Here is a 23,188-nt window from a genome sequence, read left to right as displayed (position 1 = left end):
TGGAAGGCAGTGTTGCGATGACCAACCCCACTCCGGCGTGCGCGCAGATCGATCAGGTGGCGGCGCTGGTGGCGACGGTCGCGGCGATGGAACCGGCACGGACCGCCGTCGGATTCGACGGCACCTCGGTGTCCTACGCGGAGCTGGATGCCCAGCTCACACTGATGGCGGAGCTCACCGGCGGGGCGCTCGATCCCGAGACGCTCGTGCAGGTGGTGCTCGCCGAGCTGTTCCCGGGGGTCGTCGACGCGGCCGAGGGCACCTTCGGGCGGTTGCTGAACGCGTTGGCCGCCGACGCGATGACCGTGCTCGGGATCGAGGCGCCTGCCGCCGGGGCGACGCTGGTCGACCGGTTCGCCGAGCAGCTGGCGCGCACCCCGGACCGGGTGGCGGTGCAGTTCGGTGACCAGACCCTGACCTATGCCGAATTCGATGCCAGGGTGCGGATGCTGGCAGATCGGTTGATCGGGCTCGGTGTCGGCCCGGAGTCGCTGGTCGGGTTGGCGATGCGGCGCAGTGTCGAGTTGATCGTCGCTGTGCACGCGATCGTGCGGGCGGGTGGGGCGTACGTGCCGCTGGACCCGGATCATCCGGTGGACCGGCTGCACTACGTGCTCGAGGTGGCACGGCCCGTGGTGGTGGTGACCCGGGCGTGCGACGAACCGGATCTGGGCGGCGCGACGGTGCTGCGCACCGACGACATCGACTGGTCCGCGGCACCGGCCGAGCTCGCGGTGAAAGCGCGGGCCGCAAACACGGCGTATGTCATCTTCACCTCCGGGTCGACCGGTCGGCCCAAGGGTGTCGCGGTGACCCACGGTGCGATCGTGGCGAACCTGGACTGGCGTCAGCGCAGCTATGCGATGACCGACGACGACGTGGTGTTGCAGAAGACCCCGTTCACCTTCGACGTGTCGGTGTGGGAGCTGTTCTGGCCCTTGCAGACCGGTGCCCGGCTGGTGGTCGCCGAACCGGGCCGCCACGGTGATCCCGCCTACCTGGCCGACCTGATCGCCCGGCACCGCGTGACGGTGACCCACTTCGTGCCGTCCATGCTGGCCGCCTTCGTCGGTGAGCTCGCCGAGGCCGCGACGGTCGCGGATCTGTCGTCGTTGCGGATGGTGTTCGCCTCCGGTGAGGCATTGCCCGCCGCGACCGCCGCGCGCCTGCGCAAGCTCTCGGCGACGGCCCTGCACAACCTCTACGGGCCGACCGAGGCGGCGGTCGACGTCACCGCGCACGAGGTGACCGAGGCCGACGCGGTGTCGGTGCCGATCGGTGGGCCCGCCGACGACACCGGGTTGCTCGTGCTCGACGAGAACCTCGACCAGGTGCCCGCCGGGGTGGTCGGCGAGCTGTATCTGTCCGGTGTGCAGCTGGCACGCGGCTACGTGGCTCGGCCCGGCCTGACTGCCGACCGGTTCGTCGCCAATCCTTACGGCGAGCCCGGTGCCCGCATGTATCGCACGGGTGATCTCGTGCGGCAGCTGCCCGGCGGTGCCGAGCTGGAATACCTGGGGCGCACGGACTTCCAGGTGAAGTTGCGAGGGCTGCGGATCGAACTCGGTGAGATCGAGGCGGTGCTCGCGGCGCACCCGCGTGTCGGCAATGCCGCGGTGGTGCTGCACCGGCACCCGGCTGGTGAGGCGCTGGTCGGGTATGTGGTGAGTGTCGACGGGGAGCCGCTCGACGAGGCCGAGCTGGTGGCGCATGCGAAGGCATCGATGCCGGAATACATGGTGCCCTCGCTGCTGGTGCAGTTGCCCGCGATGCCGATCAATGCGAGCGGCAAGCTGGACCGCAAAGCACTGCCCGAACCCGACTTCCGGGAGTCGGCGGCCGAGTTCCGTGCTCCGGTCACGGCTACCGAGCGTGCGGTGGCGGGGATGTTCGCCGAACTGCTCGAGGTGGAGACCGTCGGCTTGGACGACGACTTCTTCCGGCTCGGCGGCAACTCCCTGATCGCCACCCGTGCCATCGCTCGCCTGCACGCGAACCTCGGTGTGCGAGTGGATGTTCGAGACTTCTTCGACAGTCCCACTGTCGCGGTTCTCGCGTCGCTGATCGATGCGGGCTCTGCCGACGAGAGGCCGGCTCTCGTCGCAGGCCCCCGCCCCTCCGTTCTGCCCCTGTCACCCGCGCAACAACGCATGTGGTTCCTGAACCGCTTCGACCCGGCCACCGGCGCCTACAACATTCCGATCGCGGTTCGCCTCTCCGGTGCGCTCGACCATGCGGCCTTACGTGCGGCCGTCCGCGACCTGATCGCCCGGCACGAAGTGCTGCGGACCGTCTACCCCGAGGTGGACGGGGCCGGTACGCAGGTAGTGCTCGACCCCGCCGAGGCTTACAGGCTGCTCGTCGCCGAGTCGGCGGGCTGTGCACGTGCCGGGGCATCGGTCCCCGGCGGCGATGGCGCCGCGGATGCCGAGTCCGGGGCAGTCGCCGCTGGGGCCAGGGCTGGTGCTGTCGGGGCCGATGCTGTCGGTGGCGAAGGCGTTGGTGCGGCGCTGTTGGATCCGATTGTTGTTGCGGCGGACGAGCTGCGGGAGGTAATCGCCGGGGAGATCCTGCGCGGTTTCGATGTGACGGTGGCGCCGCCGGTACGGGTGCGGTTGTTCGAGGTCGACGGGGATCACGTGCTGGTGCTCGTGGTGCACCACATCGCCACCGACGGGTGGTCGGCGGGGCCGCTCGTGCGGGACACGATGGCCGCCTATCACGCGCGGACCGGCGGGGCGGCGCCTGCGTGGGAGCCGCTGGCGGTGCAGTACGCCGATTACACGCTGTGGCAGCGGACCGTGCTCGGCGAAGAGGACGACCCGGCTTCGCAGGCGGGGCGGGAGATCGCGTTCTGGCGGGCGGCGCTGGCCGGTCTGCCGGACGAGTCGGGATTGCCGACGGATCGGCCGCGCCCAGCGACCGCTTCGATGCGTGGGCAGCGGGTCGAGTTCAGTCTTGACGCCGAGTTGGTCACGGCACTGAATACTGTTGCCGCCGAACGCGGTGCGACGCTGTTCATGGTGCTGCACGCCGCGCTGTCGGTGCTCGTCGCCCGCCTGTCGGGCAATGCGGATGTGGCGATCGGCAGTCCCGTCGCGGGGCGCGGTGCCGCCGAACTCGATGATGTGATCGGCATGTTCGTCAACACCGCGGTGCTGCGCACCCAGGTGCGCGCCGGGGAACCGTTCGCCGACCTGCTCGGCCGCGTCCGGGCCGCCGACCTGGCCGCCTTCGAGCACACCACCCTGCCCTTCGAGCGGCTCGTCGAAGTGCTGGCGCCCGCTCGTTCGGCGGGTCGGCACCCCCTGTTCCAGATGGCGTTGTCGCTGCAGAACCTGCCCGTGACCACCTTCGAACTGCCCGGCCTGCGGGCAAGCGCGGTCGCCCTGCCCTACGACATCGAGAAGTTCGACCTGTCGGTGACGTTGCGCGACGCCGCAGCCGATGGTCTGTCCGGCGAATTCTCCTATGCCACAGATCTGTTCGACGCGTCGACGGTCGCTGCGATGGTGCGCCGTTTCACCGGCCTGCTCAGTGCGGTCGCCGCCGCACCGCATACTCCGGTAGCCGAGCTGCCGTTGCTGATCGACACCGAACTCGCCGAACTCACCACCCGCAGCGGCGGTGTCGTCGAGCCCGCACCTCTGCTGCCCGAAGTGCTGGCCCTTGCCGCCGCCGACCCGGCCGCCATCGCCATCCGCGACGGCGGACACGCTCTCACCTACGGCGAACTCGACGCCGCCTCCACCCGCATGGCCACCCGGCTGACCGGCAAAGGTGTCGGACCGGGTGATGTTGTCGCCGTGAGTATTCCGCGCTCGGCCGCGTCGGTGACCGCTGTGTGGGCCGTCGTCAAGTCGGGCGCCGCCTTCCTCCCGGTAGACCCGAACTACCCGGCCGACCGCATCACCCACATGCTCGCCGACTCCGGCGCCGCCGCGGGCATCACCACCGACGAACTCCGCGCCGACCTACCCGCTGCCGTGGACTGGCTGGTCGTCGACCTCGACACCGTGCACACGGACACGCACGCTGGTCCCGATGTCGCCGCGCCGAGGCTGGCTGAGGGCGATGGTGGCCGGATCAGCCTCGACGGGGTCGGAGCGTCGGGTAATGCTCATCGGCCGCATCCGCTCGACCCCGCCTATGTCATCTACACCTCCGGCACCACCGGTCTGCCCAAAGGCGTGGTGATTCCGCACGCCGCTGTCGCCGCCTACCTGCCGGTGCAGGCGGAGCGGTACCGGGCTGCGGCGGACGCGCGGGTCCTGCATGTGGCGTCGCCGTCGTTCGACATCTCGGTGGCCGAGCTGCTGCTCACCGTCAGCGCGGGAGCGACCATGGTCGTCGCGCCGAACGGGGTGTTCGGTGGGGCGGAGCTGGGTGAACTGTTGCGGGCCGAACGGGTGACCCATGTGGTCATCACGCCGTCGGCGCTCGCGACGGTCGATCCGGTGGGGCTCGACGATCTGCGGGTCGTCGTGGTGGGTGGTGAGGCGTGTCCGGCGAAGCTGGTGGCACGGTGGACGGCGGCGATCCCGGGGCTGGTGTTCCGCAACGGGTACGGGCCGACCGAAACCACGATCGTCACCAATATCAGCGAACCACTCGGCGCCACCACGCCGATCACTCTCGGCGGGCCCGTGGAGGGGACCACCGAATTGGTCCTCGACGAGCGGTTGCGCCCGGTGCCTGCCGGTGTCGTCGGTGAGCTCTACATCGCGGGCGCCCAGTTGGCGCGCGGCTACCATCGTCGGCCCGCGTTGACGGCGAGCCGGTTCGTCACCAATCCGTACGGCGCGCCGGGGGAGCGGATGTACCGCACCGGTGACACCGTCCGCTGGGTGCGTCGTGGCGATACCTATGACCTGGAATATCTGGGGCGCAACGACTTCCAGGTGAAGATGCGTGGGTTCCGGATCGAACTCGGTGAGATCGACGCCGTCCTCGCCAAGCACCCGGCGGTGCGTTTCGCCGTCACGATCGGGCACCGCACCGAGGCTGGTGCGACCCTGCTGGTGTCCTATGTGGCGCCGGTCGCCGAGGCCGCCGTCGACACCTCGGAGTTGCTCGCGTATTCCGCCGCGCACCTGCCCGCGCACATGGTGCCCGCCACCATCATGACTCTGGACGAGGTGCCGCTGACCCCGGTCGGCAAACTGGATCGTTCGGCACTGCCCGCTCCCGTGTTCGAGGCCGCCGTCTACCGCGCGCCCGTCACCCGTGCCGAACGGGTGGTCGCGGACGCTTTCGCCGAGGTTCTCGGCTTGGAGCAGGTCGGCCGCGACGACGACTTCTTCGAGCTCGGCGGCAACTCGCTGCTCGCCACCCGTGTGATGGCCCGCATCGGCACCGACCTCGGTATCCGCATCCCGGTGCGGCAACTGTTCGACACCGCCTCGGTCCGCACCCTGGCCGAGGCCGCCGACCGGCTGCGCGGCACCGGCGCCGGCCCGGCCCTCGTCGCGGGTGTGCGCCCCGACCCGCTGCCGCTGTCCCCGGCCCAGCAGCGCATGTGGTTCCTGAACCGCTTCGACCCCGGTTCATCGGCCGACAACATCCCGATGGCTGTGCGTCTCACCGGCGACCTCGACCTGCCTGCCCTCCGCGCGGCCCTCGTCGACGTCCTCGACCGCCACGAGGTCCTACGCACCCGCTACCCGGAACGCGACGGCCACGCGATCGCCGAAATTCTTCCCACCCACGGCCTTCTCCCCGACATCCACCCCGAGGTCCTGCCCACCGACGACCTTCCCGACGCGATCCGCACCTTCGCCACGACCGGCTTCGACCTCACCACCGACGCCCCCCTCCGCATCGCCCTGTTCCGCGTGCGCGACACCGGGGAAGCGCCGGGCAACGGGCACAGGTCGGCTGGCACGCCGGTGTGCTTCGACGAGGCCGCGCTGACCGACGATGGTGTGAGTGCCGCAACGACGCCGAGCGGCACGGAGGCGCAGTCGACCGGGCATGGGCTGCGGGGGACGTTCGGCGGGGACGTGATGGTCGGTGATGATGCGGCCTCCGGAGACGCACGGGAAGCTGCTGCGTCGGCCGACGGGGCAAGTGCGCAGTATGTACTCCTCATCGTGCTGCATCACATCGCGGCGGACGGGTTTTCGTTCGGGCCGTTGATTCGGGATGTGCTCACCGCGTACGGGGCGCGGGCGGAGGGGGAGGCTCCCGCGTGGGAGCCGCTGAGTGTGCAGTACGCCGACTACGCGGTGTGGCAGCATGCGGTGCTCGGCACGGCCGCCGACCCCGGATCGCTGGCTGCCCAGCAGCTTTCGTTCTGGCGTGAGACGCTGGACGGGTTGCCGGAGCAGTTGGAGTTGCCTGCCGATCGGCCCCGGCCCGCGGTCGCCTCGCGCAGGGGAGCGGTGCACGCGGTCGAGTTCGAGGCCGAAACGCACCGTGTGCTGGCCGAATTCGCTCGGGCGCACGGGGTGACGGTGTTCATGGCCGTGCACGCGGTGTTCGCGGTGTTGTTGGCGCGCTTGTCGGCGACCACCGATATCGCCATCGGTACGCCGGTGTCGGGACGTGGGCACCGCGCACTCGATGACCTGGTCGGCATGTTCGTCAACACCCTGGTGCTGCGCACCGAGGTGACGCCGGCGACGCCGTTCGCCGAGCTGGTCGCGCGGGTCCGTGACACCGACCTGGCGGCATTCGGGCACGCCGACGTGCCGTTCGAGCGGCTCGTCGAGGCGCTCGACCCGGTGCGTTCCACGGCCCGCAATCCGCTGTTCCAGGTGATGCTGTCGCTGAACGAGGACACCGCGCGCGAACTCGTCCTCCCCGGCCTGACGGTCGGTGGCGTCGACCTACCGAGCACGGTCGCCAAATTCGACCTGGAACTCACCCTCACCGAACGCCGCGACGAGAAAGGCGCTCCCGCAGGACTTTCCGGCGCGTTCATCTATGCCGCCGACTTGTTCGACGCGGCAACCGTCGCCGGATTCGCCACCCGCCTGCACCGCGCCCTCACCAGCGTCCTGACGGACCCCACGCGCCCGGTCGGCGACCTCGACCTCCTCGACGACACGGAACGCACGCGACTGCTCGCCATCGGGAACTCGGCCGCTGCGACCGGTTCGGCCCGGGTAACGCAGTTGGGCGACCACGTCTCGACCGACCATGCCACCCCTGTGCTCGCCGCGACTGCCACCCTGGCATCGCTGTTCGCCGACCAGGTCGCGGCCGGCCCCGGCGCGACAGCCGTCGTCCTCGACGCCGAGCCCATGGGAGCAGCACGCGGTGCGGATCCTGCGGAGACAGCGGTTGCGGCAGGGCATGGCAGTGGTGCCGACAGCGCGGTAGCGATGGGCGGTCCGGTGTCGGTGCGGCTCACGTATGCCGAGTTCGGTGTGAGGGTTGCTCGGCTGGCCCGGCATCTCATCGGGCTCGGTGCGGGGCCGGGTTCGCTGGTGGCGGTGGCGATGCGGCGTGGTGTCGAGCAGTTGGTCGCGGTGCACGCCGTGCTCGCGGCCGGGGCGGCGTATGTGCCTGTGGACCCGGATCATCCAGCTGACCGAACCGCGTATGTGCTCGCTCAGACGGCACCGGTGTGTGTGCTCACCGTCGCCGGGAGTGGCCTCGGCGTGGGTGAGTCGGTGATCGAGGTGGATACCCTCGATCTGTCGGCACTGTCGGGCGACCCGATCGCCGACGGAGAGCGCTGTGCCCCACTGCGTCCCGAGAACCTCGCCTATGTGCTGTTCACCTCCGGCTCGACCGGTCGGCCCAAGGGGGTGGCGGTTCCGCACCGTGCGGTGGTGAACCAGCTGCGGTGGTTGCAGAGCGCTTGTCCGCTCGGTGCCGACGACGTGGTGCTGCAGAAGACGCCGTTCACCTTCGACGCCTCCGTGTGGGAACTGTTGTGGCCCTTGCAGGTCGGTGCCCGATTGGTTCTCGCCGCCTCCGACGGGCATCGCGATCCGGCGTACCTGGCCGCCGTAACCGCCCGGCACAACGTGAGCGTGGTGCAGTACGTGCCTTCGGTGCTGGCCGCCGTGATGGCGGAAACGACCGGAACCGCAGGCGACCCGCACCACCGGTCCGGCGACGTTTCCCGCAGGCAGAGCGCGCTACGGCTGGTATTCGCCGGTGGTGAGGCGCTGACCACCGAACTGGCGCGCACCGTCCGCGAACGCACCGGCGCCACGGTGGTGAACCTGTACGGGCCAACCGAAACCGCCATCCAGGTGACCACCCACCGGTTCGCCGACGATCAGGGTGCGACCGTGCCCATCGGTTCCCCGGTTGCCGAAACCTCGGTGTACGTGCTCGATTCGCGCCTGCACCCGGTCCCGGCCGGTGTGCCCGGTGAACTGTACGTGGCCGGCGTCCAGCTCGCCGACGGCTACCACCGCCGTGCCGACCTCACCGCCGAGCGTTTCGTCGCGAACCCGTTCGGCACCGGCGAGCGCCTCTACCGCACCGGTGACCTCGTCACCTGGCGCACCACCGCAACCGGCCCTGCCCTGCACTACCTGGGTCGCACCGATTTTCAGGTGAAACTGCGTGGCCTGCGCATCGAACCCGCCGAGATCGAAGCCGCCCTCACCACGGTCCCCGGCGTAGGCCGCGCGGTGGTCGTCGTCCGCTCGGACGACGGCAAGCTCGACCAGCTCGTCGCCTACATCGTCCGCGACAACACCGAAGCCGAACCCGTCGCGGATGCCCGATCAGCCTCTCCCACAGTCGGTGTCGACGGCACAGTCTCGGGTGCACCCAACCGTGACGCCTGCACTCCGGCGGAACTCGACGCCGCTGTCTTCGCCACCCTGCCCGCCTACATGGTGCCCGGCGCCTACGTGTTCCTCGACGAATTGCCGCTCACGACCTCCGGCAAGCTGGACCGCCGCGCACTGCCCGCCCCACAGGCGCGCCGCACCGTTCACCGGGAGCCCGCGACTACGATCGAACGCATCGTCGCCGCCACCTTCGCCGGCGTGCTCGAACTGGACCGGGTGGGCGCCGACGACGACTTCTTCGCGCTCGGCGGCAACTCCCTGGTGGCCACCCAGGTGGCGGCACGCCTCGGAGCCGCGCTCGACGCGCGCGTCGCGGTCCGTGAACTGTTCGAGGCGAGCACCGTCAGCGGTTTGGCGCAGCGTCTGGACACCCTGCGTGGCACCGGGAGCAGGCGCGGACCGGTGGCGGGTCGACGCCCGCGACGGATTCCGTTGTCGCCCGCGCAGCAGCGGATGTGGTTCCTGCACCGCTTCGACCCGCGGTCCGCCGCCTATCACATCCCCGTGGCCATTCGCCTCAGCGGCGATCTCGACGTCGCCGCCCTGCGCGCCGCCCTGGGTGACCTGGTCGCCCGGCACGAGACCCTGCGCACCACCTACCCCGAATTCGACGGGCAGGCAACGCAACTCGTCGGCGAGCCGGTCGTTCCCGAGCTCACGGTCACCGGCGTTGCCGCCACCGACGTGTCCGGCGCCGTCGCGGAGGTGCTGTCGGGTGGTTTCGACATCACCACCGAGGTGCCGGTGCGCGTCGCCCTGCTGCGGGTGACGCCGACCGAGCACGTGCTGGTCCTCGTCGTGCACCACATCGCCGCCGACGGCTGGTCGATGGGCCCGCTCACCCGTGACCTGGTGGCCGCCTATGCCGCCCGCGCCACAGGCAGCGCGCCGCAACTGCCGCCGCTCACGGTGCATTACGCCGATTACGCGCTGTGGCAGACCGAGGGGCTCGGCAGTGTCGACGACCCGGACGCGCCGCTGGCGCGTCAGCTGGGCTACTGGCGGCACCGCCTGGCCGCGCTGCCCGATGTCATCACCCTGCCGACGGACCGCCGCAGGCCACTGATCGCCACGAATCGCGGGGCCACCTTCCGCACCGCCTTCGACGCGGATTTGCACCGGGGGATCGAGGAATTGGCTCGGGCGCGCCGGGCGACCACGTTCATGGTGCTGCACGCGGGCCTCGCGGTACTGCTGGCCCGGCTGTCGGCGGGGTCCGACATCGTGGTCGGCACCCCGGTGGCCGGGCGTGGTCATCGTGAACTCGACGACCTCGTCGGCATGTTCGTCAACACGCTCGTCCTGCGCGCCGAGGTGCGCGGCGAAACCGGGTTCGCCGACCTGCTCGACCAGGTCCGCGCCGACGACCTCGACGCCTTCGACAACGCCGACGTCCCGTTCGAAACCCTCGTCGACGCGGTGAACCCCGCACGCTCGCAAGGCTATTCGCCGCTGTATCAGGTGTCGCTCGCGCTGCAGAATCAGCGACGCGCCGCGTTCGAACTGCCCGGTCTCACCCTCTCGGGCCTCGAACTGCCGGACGCACCGATCGAAGTCGACCTGGACTTCACCTTCGTCGACCGGTTCGGCGCCGACGGCGAGCCCGACGGTCTCGATCTCGAACTACGCTACGCGACAGATCTTTTCGACGCCGAGACCGTCGCGGCGATGGCCACCATGCTCGAGCTCGTGCTCCGCGCGGCCGTGCGGGCTCCGGCGACGCCTGTCGGAGATCTGGAACTGCTCGCCGAACCGACCCGCGCCGAGCTGGTGGCCGGCCCGCACGGCGAAGTGATTCCGCTCGACGAGGAGCTGACCCAGCTTGGCATCGGCGCGCCGCTGGCCGCCCAGCTGCTCGATGCGGCGGCCGCGCGTGATCCGTGGGCGATCGCGGCCGTTTTCGAGGGCACCGAGATCACCTACGGTGTGCTCGCGGCCAGAGCCAATCGACTCGCGCGCAGGCTGATCGAGTGCGGTGTCGGGCCGGAAACCCCGGTCGCCATCGCTGTTCCGCGCGGGATCGAGCTGCTGGTCGTGCTGCACGGCGTGCTCGCCGCCGGTGGCGTGTACGTGCCGATCGACCCGGCCCAGCCCGCCGACCGCATCGGCCACGTACTGGCCACGGCGGCACCACGATTGGTCGTCGCGGCCGCGGCGAGCGACCTCGATCACGTGGACGCGGGCATCCGGTCCGCCACCGCCTCGGTGCATTTCGCGGCCGCCTCGCGGTCCGGGTTCCCGGTGCTCACCGTCGCCCAGCTCGAGGATCCCGCGCAGGTTCCGGTGCCGGGCACCCCGATCACCGATGCCGAACGCCTCGCACCGCTGCTGCCGGACCATCCGGCGTATGCCCTGTTCACCTCCGGTTCCACCGGTCTGCCCAAGGGCGTGCTCATCACCCACCGGGCGGTGGTGAACGAATTGTGCTGGCTGCGTGGCGAATACGCCATGACCGCCGATGATCGCCTGCTGCAGCGCGCCCCGCTGACCTTCGACGTGTCGCTGTGGGAACTGCTGGCCCCGGCGTTGCTCGGCGCCACCCTGGTGCTGCTGCGGCCCGGCGGCCACCTCGACCTCGCCTATCAGGCACGGGTGTTGCGCGAACAGCGCGTCACCGTGGTCGAGCTGGTGCCGTCGGTGCTGTCGGCGATGCTCGCCGAAGGGCTGGGCGACGCGCTGCGCGGCCTGCGGATGCTGCATGTGGGTGGTGAGGAACTGCCCGCCCCGCTCGCGGCGACGGTGCTGGCCACGCTCCCCGTCGAGCTGCACAACACCTACGGGCCGACCGAGGTGGCGATCACGAGCACCTTCCAGCAGATCACGGCACCGGTCGAACAGACCGAGATGCCCATCGGCAGGCCCACCTGGAATGTGCGCGCCTATGTCCTCGACGAGCGGCTGCACCCGGTGCCGACCGGTGTGACGGGTGAGCTGTACCTGGCGGGTGCCCAGCTGGCCCGTGGCTACCTGGGGCGGCCGGACCTGACCGCCGACCGCTTCGTCGCCGACCCGTTCGGCGCGAACGGTACCCGCATGTACCGCACCGGCGACCTGGTCCGCCGCGACCGCGACGGTGCCCTGATCTATCTGGGCCGCAACGACTTCCAGGTGAAGATCCGTGGCCTGCGGATCGAGCTCGGTGAGATCGAGGCCGCCCTCGGCGACGCACCAGGTGTCACCCACGCGACGGTTCTGCCCGCCACCGACGACGCGGGCCGCCAGTGCCTGGTCGGTTATGTGGCCGGTGCGGTCGACGCCGCGAATGTGCGCGATCAGGTGGCGAGCCGGGTGCCCGCCTACATGGTTCCCACGCATTTCGTCGTGCTGGACACGGTGCCGCTGAACTCGGCGGGCAAGCTCGACCGTGCCGCGCTGCCCGCTGCCGATCTGTCGGTCACCACCGCCTACGTGGCGCCACGTCCCGGCCGCCAGACCACGCTCGCCGAAGTGATCGCCGACCTGCTCGGCGTGGCCCGCATCGGTGCCGACGACGACTTCTTCGCCGTCGGCGGCAACTCGCTGCTGGCCATGCGGCTGGTCGCCCGCGCCAACGCGGCGCTCGGCAGCGCCCTCGACGTGCGCGACGTGTTCGAAGCACCCACCGTGGCCGGGCTGGCCGACCGCGCCACTGCCGGTGAACAGCTGCCGCCGCTGGTCGCGGTGCACCCACGCCCCGACCGAATCCCGTTGTCGCTGGCCCAGACCCGACTCTGGCTGCTGAACCGCATCGACCCCGACTCGGCCGTCTACACCTTGCCCATCGCCCTGCGTCTCACCGGTGACCTCGACATCGCCGCCCTGTGGGCCGCCCTCGCCGACGTCGTGGCTCGCCACGAGGCCCTGCGCACCGTCTTCCCCGAAGACGCGGACGGCCCCACCCAGGTGGTCCTTCCGGTCGACGAGGCCCTGCCCGACGCGGTTCTCGAGGAGGTCACCGAGCCGAACCTGGCCGCCGCTGTCCGCGCCGTCGTCGGCGCGGGCTTCGACCTCACCACCCGGCCGCCCCTGCGCGCAGCACTCCTGAGCACGATCGCGGCGTCGCCGGGCGACGGGGCGATCTCGACCGACGGTTCCGCGCGGGACCGTGCGTATGTCTTCGTGCTGGCCGTGCACCACATCGCCGCCGACGGTGTGTCCCTCACGCCGTTGGCGCGGGATCTCGTCGCCGCGTATGCCGCGCGGACGGCGGGGATCGCGCCGCAGTGGCAGCCGCTACCGGTGCAGTACCCGGACTTCACGCTGTGGCAGCGTGAGGTCCTCGGTGCAGCCGAGGATCCGCACTCGCGCCTGGCACGGCAGCTGGCGCACTGGCGTGACGAATTGGCCGGGCTGGCCCCGGCTCTGGAGTTGGCGACGGATCGGCCGCGTCCCGCTGTGCGCGGCGGGGAGGGCGCCGCCGTCGGGTTCGATGTGCCCACCGAGGTCGTCGCCGGCGTCGAGGCGCTGGCCCGCGGGCACGGGGTGTCCACGTTCATGGTGGTGCACGCGGCGTTCGCGGTGCTGCTGGCCCGGCACGGTGCGGGCGGCGATATCGCCATCGGCACTCCGGTCGCGGGACGGGCCGATGCGGCGCTCGACGATCTCGTCGGCATGTTCGTCAACACCCTGGTCCTGCGCACCCAGGTGGACGCGGGAGCGGCATTCGCCGACCTGCTCGCCACCGTGCGTGCGGCCGATCTGCGCGCCTTCGCGCACGCGGACCTGCCGTTCGAACGGCTCGTCGACGAACTGAACCCGGTGCGCTCCACCTCGTACGCGCCGATCGTGCAGGTGATGCTCGCGTTCGAGCACCGCGACGACACCACCGTCGAACTGCCGGGCCTGCGGATCGACGAATTCGCGCTGCCCGCGGCGACCACACAGTTCGACCTGTCGCTCGCCGTCAACGAAATCGCCGGGGCCAGTGGCGAACCGGGGATGCGTGGATGGCTTCGGTACGCCACCGACCTGTTCGACGCCGAGACCGTCGCCGCCCTCGGCGCGCGGTTCGTCCGGGTGCTGCGCGCCGTGGTCGCGGACGACACCGCGATCGTCGGTGAGATCGACCTGCTCGACGACACCGACCGGGCCCAGCTCGCGGCCTGGAACTCCGCCCACGCGCCGCTGGACACCGACGCCACGCTCGTATCGCTGTTCGCCGAACAGGCCCTTCGCGCCCCGGACGCCATCGCCCTCGACTTCGAGGGGCAGCGAATCACCTACGGCGAGTTCGCTGGTCGTGTGGCTCGTCTCGCGCGGCGGCTGATCGCGGAGCGGGTGGGACCCGGCGCCATCGTTGGTGTGGGGCTGCGCCGCGGAATCGATCTGCTCGTCGCGCTCTACGCGGTGCAGGCGGCCGGCGCGGCGTACCTGCCGCTCGACCCCGATCACCCGGCCGACCGGATCGCCGATGTGCTCACCACCGCGGCACCGGTCTGTGTCCTCGCCGCAGCCGGCTTCCCCGAAACCGGCACGCGCACCATCGATCCCGGAGAACTCGACCTCGACGGTTTCCACGCGCACCCGGTGACCGAGGCCGAGCGTCTACGCCCATTGCGCGGCGCCGACCTGGCATACGTGCTGTTCACGTCCGGATCGACCGGGAAGCCGAAGGGCGTGGCGGTGAGCCACACCGCCATCGTCAACCGTCTGGTCTGGATGCAGGACACCTACGGCCTCACACCGGCCGACACCGTGTTGCAGAAGACGCCCATCACCTTCGACGTGTCGGTGTGGGAACTGTTCTGGCCCTTGCAGATCGGCGCCACCTTGGTGATCGCCCGACCCGAGGGGCACCGTGACCCCGCCTACCTGGCCGAGGTCATCACCCGCACCGGAGTGGGTGTGGCGCACTTCGTTCCGTCGATGCTCGCGGCGTTCCTCGCCGAACCCCGCGCCGCTGAGTGCGCCTCGCTGCGTCAAGTCTTCGCCTCCGGTGAGGCACTGCCCGCCGCCGACGCGCAGCGCCTGCGCGCGCTGATTCCCGGTGTGGCCGTGCACAACCTGTACGGCCCGACCGAAGCCGCCGTCGATGTCACCTTCCACGAGGTCACCGACGCCGACACCGTGACCGTGCCGATCGGGGCGCCCGTCGCCAACACCGCCCTGCACGTCCTCGACGCCCGCCTGCGCCCCGTGCCCGTCGGCACACCAGGCGAGCTCTACCTGGCCGGTGTGCAGCTGGCTCGTGGCTACCTCGGCCGCCCGGATCTGTCGGCCGATCGCTTCGTCGCCAATCCCTACGGTGCCCCAGGCGAACGGATGTACCGCACCGGCGACCTCGTCGTGCGAACCCGCACCGGCGAGCTGGAGTACCTGGGCCGCACCGACTTCCAGGTGAAACTGCGCGGCCTGCGTATCGAACTCGGCGAGATCGAGGCGGTGCTCGGCGGTATCGACACTGTCGACCGCGCCGTGGTGACCGTCCGCGACGACGGCACCGGCCCCTACCTCGCCGCCTACCTGGTCCCGGCGCGCGCACAGCACCCGACGGCCTCGGCCGCGGCGCGCCGCCAGGAACCCGGACGGACGACCCGCGCCGGCCTCGCCGATGCCGACATCGCTGCCGGTATCGATCTCGCGGGCGTGAAAGCCCGTCTGCGGGAGGCGCTTCCGGCCTATATGGTGCCGAGCGCGTTCGTGGTCCTCGAGTCGCTACCGGTGAACGCCTCGGGCAAGCTCGATCGCCGGGCGCTGCCCGCCCCCGAGCTGACCGCGCGCGAGTTCCGTGCGCCCGCGACGGCAACAGAGGTGCTGGTGGCCGGGATCGTCGGGGAGGTGCTCGGGATCGACGAGGTCGGTGCCGACGACGACTTCTTCGATCTCGGTGGCAACTCACTGATCGCCACCCGGGTCGCGGCGCGGCTCGGGGCAGCACTGGACCGGCAGGTGCCGGTGGCCCGCGTCTTCGAGTCGCCGGTCGTGGCCGCGCTGGCCACCGCGCTCGATAGCGAGGCGGGCCCGGCCCGGCTCGCGCTGACGGCGGGGGAGCGGCCCCCCGTGGTTCCGCTCTCGCCTGCCCAGCAGCGCATGTGGTTCCTCAACCGGTTCGACCCGGATTCGGTGGGCTACAACGTGCCCATCGCCGTCCGCTTGCGCGGTGTGCTCGACACCGACGCGTTGGCTGCCGCCGTCGACGATCTGGTCGACCGGCACGAAGTGCTGCGCACCTACTACCCGGAGACCGCCGACGACCCGGTGCAGCGCATCCTGTCGGCAGCCGACGCCGGTGTCGCGCTAGAGATCCGCGACATCACCCCCGACGCGGTGACCGGCGCGGTGACGACACTGGCCGCGACCACCTTCGACGTGACCGCCGGGGTGCCGTGGCGTGTGGTGCTGTACCGCCTCGACGCCGACGACGCGGTGCTGGCCCTGGTCGTGCATCACATCAGCGCCGACGGGTCGTCGGTGCCGCCGCTGGTGCGCGACCTGATGACCGCCTACCTCGCCCGCCGGGACGGCACCGCCCCCGCGTGGGCGCCACTGCCGGTGCAGTACGCGGACTACGCGCTGTGGCAGCGGGCGGTACTCGGCGACGAGACCGAGCCGACCTCGGTGGCCGCCCGCCAGCTCGGCTTCTGGCGCACCGAACTCGCCGGTGTGCCCGACGAACTCGCGCTGCCCCTCGACCGGCCACGCCCGGCCGTGCGAACGCTGGCCGGCGGCAGCGTGCCGGTCACGCTCGACGCCGCCACCCACGCCAAGCTCACCGAGCTGGCTCGCGAGTGCGGTGCCACGCTGTTCATGGTGGTGCACACCGCCTTCGCCGCTCTCCTCGGACGGCTGTCGAACAGCACCGACGTGACCGTCGGTACCCCTGTCGCCGGGCGCGGTGAGGCCGCGCTCGAAGATCTCGTCGGCATGTTCGTGAACACACTGGTGTTCCGCACCCGGCTGCGGTCGGGAGAATCGTTCCGCCAGTTGCTGATCCGCCAGCGCGCCACCGACCTCGCGGTGTTCGCCAATGCCGACGTGCCGTTCGAACGACTCGTGGAGGTGCTCGACCCGGCGCGTTCCACCGCCCGGCACCCACTGTTCCAGGTCGGCTTCTCCTTCCAGAACTTCGAACGCGCCGAACTCGAGCTGCCCGGCATCACCGTGTCGGGTCTGGACACCGACGGGGAGCTGTCGCAGTTCGATCTGCACCTGATCGTCAGCGACGACTACACGAACGACGGTGCCGCAGCCGGTGTCTCGGGTGTACTCACCTACGCCACCGACGTATTCGACCCCGAAACCGCCGCCGCCGTCGCCACCCGCCTGGAACGGCTGCTCACCGCCCTCGCCGCGGAACCGCAGACTCCCGTGGACACCATCGACGTGCTCGATGTCGAGGAGCGCACCCGCATCCTCGACCACTGGAACGACACCGACCACGAGATCGACCGCACGGCAGACCTGCTCGCGCCGTACCGTCGCCAGGTCGCCGCGCGCCCCGACGCGACGGCCCTGATCTTCGAGGGCGAACAGCTCACCTACGGTGAGCTCGACGCCCGGGTCAACCGTCTGGCCCGCCACCTCATCACCGACGGCGTCGGCCCCGACACCCTGGTCGCCCTGGCCATGCGCCGCTCGGTCGACCTGGTCGTCGCCATGTACGCGGTCCTCACCGCAGGCGCCGCCTACGTTCCGATCGACCCCGACCACCCCACCGACCGCGTCACCCAGATCCTCACCACCGCCCGCCCCCACCTGGTCCTCACGACCAGCCGCGACCGCTTCGACATCGGCGCCATCACCTCGGCGACGGAGCCGGCCTTGTCCGCGTCGCCCAGTTCGGGTGCCGTCGGTACCGAGGCGAATTCGTCCGCCTCGGTACAGGCGGGCGCTGATCCAGCGAGGTCGTCGGATTCAGCGACGGTCGCGCCCTCGGGGCAAGCGAATGCACGGGGCGGTTCCTCGATCCACGGCCACGCCGTACCGTCGGCAGGTGCGGCGGGGATTCCCGTCGTCCGCATCGACCGGATCGACCTGGATCGTTACCCGGCACACACCGTCGGTGACGCGGAATTACCCGCGCCGCTGCGGGATTCGAACCTCGCCTATGCCCTGTTCACCTCCGGCTCGACCGGACGGCCCAAGGGTGTGGCGATGAGTCATGCGGGGGTGCGTAATCAGGTGGCGTGGATGATCGCGCAGTACCGGCTCGGTGCGGGGGATGTGTACCTGCAGAAGTCGGCCGCGACGTTCGACCTGTCGGTGTGGGGGTACTTCGTGCCGCTCGCGGCGGGGGCCACGCTCGTGCTCGCCGCGCCCGACGGGCATCGTGATCCGCTGTACCTCGCGGAACTGGTCGCGCGGCAGCGCATCACGGTGGCCGACTTCGTGCCGTCGATGCTGAGCATGTTCGCCGCGCACGCGGAAGCCGAACAGCTCACCAGCTTGCGGCTCGTGCTCACCATCGGTGAAGCCCTCACCCCGGACACCGTCACCGCTTTCCGAGCGAAATCCGCTGCGGCACTGCACAACCTGTACGGCCCCACCGAAGCGGCCGTTTCGGTGACAGCCTGGCCCGCCGACGACGCGACCGGGCCGACCGTGCCGATCGGGGTGCCCGAATGGAACACCCGTGTCTACGTGCTCGACGACCGGCTGCGCCCCGTCGCACCGGGTGTGGCAGGCGAGCTGTATCTCGCGGGTGACCAGCTGGCCCGCGGCTACCTCGGTCGCCCGGACCTGACCGCCGACCGGTTCGTCGCCGATCCGTTCACCGGGCCCGGCGAGCGCATGTACCGCACCGGCGACCTCGTGCGCTGGACCCGCGACGGTGTGCTCGTCTACCTCGACCGGCGCGACTTCCAGGTGAAGTTCCGTGGTCAACGCATCGAACTGGGCGACATCGAAGCGGCGCTGCGGGCTGTGCCCGGGGTGCGTCAGGCCGCGGCTGTCGTGTCGCCGAGCGCGATCGGCGACCGACTCGTCGGTTACGCGGTGCCGCAGCCGGATGCCGAGCTGGACCCGGCGGCCCTGCGTACCGCGGTAGGCAGTGCCCTGCCGTCGTACATGGTTCCGTCAGTCGTCGTGGTGTTGGCTGCGTTCCCGCTCAACACCTCCGGCAAGCTCGACCGGGCCGCACTGCCGACGCCGGAGTTCGTGGCCCGCCCGTTCCGCGCCCCGATCACTCCGGTGCAGCGGGCCGTGGCCCAGGTGTTCGCCGAGGTGCTCGGCCGCGAGCAGGTCGGCCTCGACGACGACTTCTTCGAACTCGGCGGCAACTCGCTCATCGCCACCCGCGTCGCCGCCCGCCTCGGCGCGGCACTGTCCACCCGGGTGCCGGTGCGCACGCTGTTCGAGACGACCACCGTCGCCGCACTGGCCGAGCTGCTCGCCTGCCACGCGGGCAGCGGCGCGGGCACCGCACTGGTGGCGGGTCCACGCCCGCAGCGGATCCCGCTGTCGGCCGCACAGCAGCGCATGTGGCTGCTCAACCGCCTCGACCCGGAATCGGCCGCCTACAATATCCCGATCGCGGTGCGGCTCACCGGCAATGTCGACGCCGAGGCCCTGGCCGCCGCCGTCACCGATGTGCTCGAGCGGCACGAGGTGCTGCGCACCGCCTACCCGGCTGTCGACGGCATCGGCCACCAGTCGGTGTGGGAGTTCGTACCCGCACCGGTGGTCGAAACCGTCGATCCGGTCGCGGTGCCGTCGATCGTGGCCGCCGAGATCGGCAGGGGATTCGACGTCACCGCCGCTCCGCCCGTGCGCGTACGCGTATTACGTTGCGCCACCGACGAAGTGGTGTTGGTCGTCGTGATCCACCACATCAGCGCCGACGGCTTCTCCGCCGGACCACTGCTGCGCGACACCACCGCCGCCTACCTGGCCCGTCGCGCGGGCACCGCACCGGACTGGGCACCGCTGGCGATCCAGTACGCCGACTACACCCTGTGGCAGCGCTCCGCGCTCGGCGACGAGCACGACCCCGAATCCCTGGCCGCCCGTCAGGTGCGGTTCTGGCGCACCGAACTCGACGGGCTCGCACCGCTGCTCGAACTGCCCACCGACCGGCCGCGCCCCGCCGTCGCCTCCCAGCGCGGCGCCAGCGTGGAAACCACTGTCCGGCAAGAAGTCTGGCAGCGTGTCACGACTGTGGCGCGACAGGCCGACGCGAGTGAGTTCATGGTCGCGCACGCGGCCCTCGCGGTACTGCTGGCCAGGCTCAGCGGGTCGGCCGACATCGCCATCGGCACCCCCGTCGCCGGACGCGGTGCCGCCGCGCTCGACGACCTGGTCGGCATGTTCGTCAACACCCTCGTCCTGCGCACCGGTGTCGACCCGGCCGCCTCCTTCACCGCGCTGCTGACGGACGCCAGGCGGGTCGACCTCGACGCGTTCGACAATGCCGATGTGCCCTTCGAACGCCTGGTCGACGTGCTCGACCCGGTTCGATCGGCCGGGCACAGCCCGCTGTTCCAGGTGATGCTCGCCTTCCAGAACCTGGGAGCCACACCCACCGAGGTAGTGCTGCCGGATCTCACCGTCGCCGGCCTCGACACCGACGCCGCGGTCGCCAAGTTCGACCTCGACCTCGTCCTGTCGGGCACCGACGACGGCCGCTGCTCGGTGCGGCTCACCTACGCCACCGACCTGTTCGACGCCGCCACCGCACATCGGATGGCCGAGGCGTACGTGCGGATCCTCGACGCTGTCACCGCCGACCCGGACATCGCCGTCGGTGATGTCGACCTGCTCACCGACGCCGACCACCGAATGCTCGACAGCTGGTGCGACACCGACCATCCGCTCGCACCGGAGACGTTGATCGACGGCTTCTACCGGCAGGTCGCCGCGACCCCCGCGGCGATCGCGTTCGTCGACGACACGACCGCTCTCACCTATGGCGAATTCGCGGACCGGGTGAACCGGCTCGCCCGGTACCTCCTGACGCTCGGCGTGGGCCCCGACACCGCCGTGGCGGTGGCAGCGCGCCGCTCGACAGACCTGCTGGTCGGCCTGTACGCGGTGATCGTCGCCGGTGGCACCTATGTGCCGATCGACCCCGACCATCCGGCCGAACGCATCGCGCGCGTCCTCGACATCGCCCGTCCCGCCTGCCTTCTCACCACCTCGCGCGACCGGGCCGACCTGCCGATCTCGGTGGGCCGGGGAATCGACGTGGTCGTGCTCGACGAGATCGAGACGGCAGAACTCTCCGGCCTACCCGTCGATGACGCCGAACGCACTCACCCGCTGCGCCCCGAGCACACCGCGTACGTGATCTTCACCTCCGGATCCACCGGCCTGCCCAAGGGTGTCGGGGTGCCGCACCGCGCGGTCGTCAACCAACTCGACTGGATGGCACAGGAATTCGGCTTCACCGCCGGTGACACGGTGCTGCACAAGACGCCGACCACTTTCGACGCCTCGATCTGGGAACTGTTCCTCGGCCCCCGCGTCGGTGCCCGCACCGTCATCGCCCGCCCCGGCGGCCACGGCGACCCGGCCTACCTGGCCGCCCTCATCGCCGAACACCGCATCGACACAGCGCAATTCGCGCCGACGCTGCTGGCCGCCTACCTCGCGCAGATCGACGGCGGAGTAGAGGTGGTCTCGCTGCGGCGGATCTTCGCCGGTGGTGAAGCGCTGCCCGCCGCACTCGCCCAGCAGGTGCGAGCGGTGACCGGCGCCGAGGTCGTCAACCTCTACGGGCCCACCGAGACCGCCGTGCAGGTGAGCACCCATGTCGTCACCGACGACGACGCTGTCACCGTGCCGATCGGCACACCGGTGTGGAACACCGGCCTGTACGTGCTCGATGCCCGGTTGCGTCCCGTGCCGCCCGGGGTGGTCGGTGAGCTGTACGTCGGCGGCGCCCAACTCGCCCATGGCTACGTGGGGGCGGGCGCGCTGACGGCCGAACGGTTCGTCCCCGATCCGTTCGGCGCAGCGGGCACCCGCATGTACCGCACCGGTGACCTCGTCCGATTGCGGGGCCGAAGGGCCGCCTTGGAATACGTCGGCCGATCCGACCTGCAGGTGAAACTCAACGGTCAGCGCATCGAACTCGGCGAGGTCGAAGCCGTGCTGGCACGGCAACCGGGCGTCGCGCAGGCCGCGGCCGCCGTGGTGCCGGGTACGGGCGCCGACCGGCTCGTCGGGTACGTCGTTCCCGCACGGGGGAGAAGCTCCGTCGGCTCGGCCGAGGATGTCGCCACTCCCGGAACGGTTGTCGCGCAGCGCGGCTCGGTGCTCGACACAGCGGCCCTCCGATCGGCGCTGGCCGACGAACTGCCCGGCTACCTCGTGCCGTCGGTGATCGTCGAACTCGACGAGTTCCCGGTGAACACCTCGGGCAAGCTCGATCGCGGCGCCCTCCCGGCCCCGCGCCTGCGCCAGGCCACCTACCGGGCACCCGTCACCGAGACCGAACAGCGGGTCGCCGCCGAATTCGCCAGGGTCCTCGACCTGGACCGAATCGGTATGGACGACAACTTCTTCGACCTCGGCGGCAACTCCCTCACCGCCGTCCAGCTGGCCTCGCGACTGAGCGAAACCCTCGGCACCCCGGTGCCGGTGGCCTGGTTCTTCACCGACCCGACCCCGGCCGTCGTCGTCGAACGCTTGCGCGGCGACGACGCGCAGGCCGACGCCTTCGCCGTCCTGCTGCCTCTGCGCACCGGCGGCACCGGGGCGCCGCTGTTCTGCGTCCACCCCGTCGGCGGCCTGTCCTGGTCGTTCGCCGGCCTGACCCGCCACCTCGACCCGCGACGCCCCATCTATGGTCTGCAGTCACCCGCGCTGACAGCCGACGAACCGGTGCCCGACAACATCGACGCCTGGGCGCGGCGCTACATCGACGCCATCCGGTCGGTGCAGCCCGAAGGGCCGTACCACCTGCTCGGCTGGTCGCTCGGCGGATTGCTCGCGCACGCGGTCGCCACCGGCCTACGGGCCGAGGGCGAACAGGTCGCGCGACTGGCCATGATGGACAGCTGGCTCGGCGACGGACCGGAGCAGACCCCGGCACCGACGGTCGGCGACCTGCTCGGCGGCTTGGCGGGCGAGGACCTCGACTTCGGCATCGACGGACTCACCGTCGCCGCCGCGAACCTCGGCGGACCGCTCGCCGGACTCGGCCGCGCCCGCATCGCCCGCATCATCGACGCCGCCCAGGCATCGCTGAGCATGGTCGACGACTACCGTCCCCGCCGCTTCGACGGTGACCTGGTGTACTTCGCGGCCACCGTCGACGACCCCACCGGAACACACGGAGCCGCCACCTGGGCGCCGGTCGTCGACGGTGCCGTGATCTGTCACCGCATCGAGGCCACCCACTGGGCGATGGCGAACGAGCACGCGCTCGCCCGCATCGCGCAGGTCCTCGACGCGCCCGGCCGTGGCGAACCGGCGCCGCGGCCACGGGCGACGACGAGGGTCGATGCACGGGCGGGGGCGGGCGGCGCATAGAATCGCTGAGCCGGCCGTCGTGCCTGCGGCCTGCT

1 protein-coding gene is annotated in these 23,188 nt (G+C 70.9%); it reads left to right on the top strand.

All coding sequences use genetic code 11. The features are described 5' to 3' along the window. The first annotated feature begins 17 nt into the window (after positions 1–17). Complete coding sequence (locus AB0I35_RS06775) at positions 18–23,153, top strand: non-ribosomal peptide synthase/polyketide synthase (protein ID WP_357394797.1); 23,136 nt, start codon at positions 18–20, stop codon at positions 23,151–23,153. Positions 23,154–23,188: the final 35 nt, after the last annotated feature.

The sequence above is a fragment of the Nocardia sp. NPDC050378 genome (genome assembly GCF_040655675.1).
Taxonomy (GTDB): Bacteria; Actinomycetota; Actinomycetes; order Mycobacteriales; family Mycobacteriaceae; genus Nocardia; species Nocardia coubleae.
This window is presented reverse-complemented; position numbering and strand designations above follow the sequence as displayed.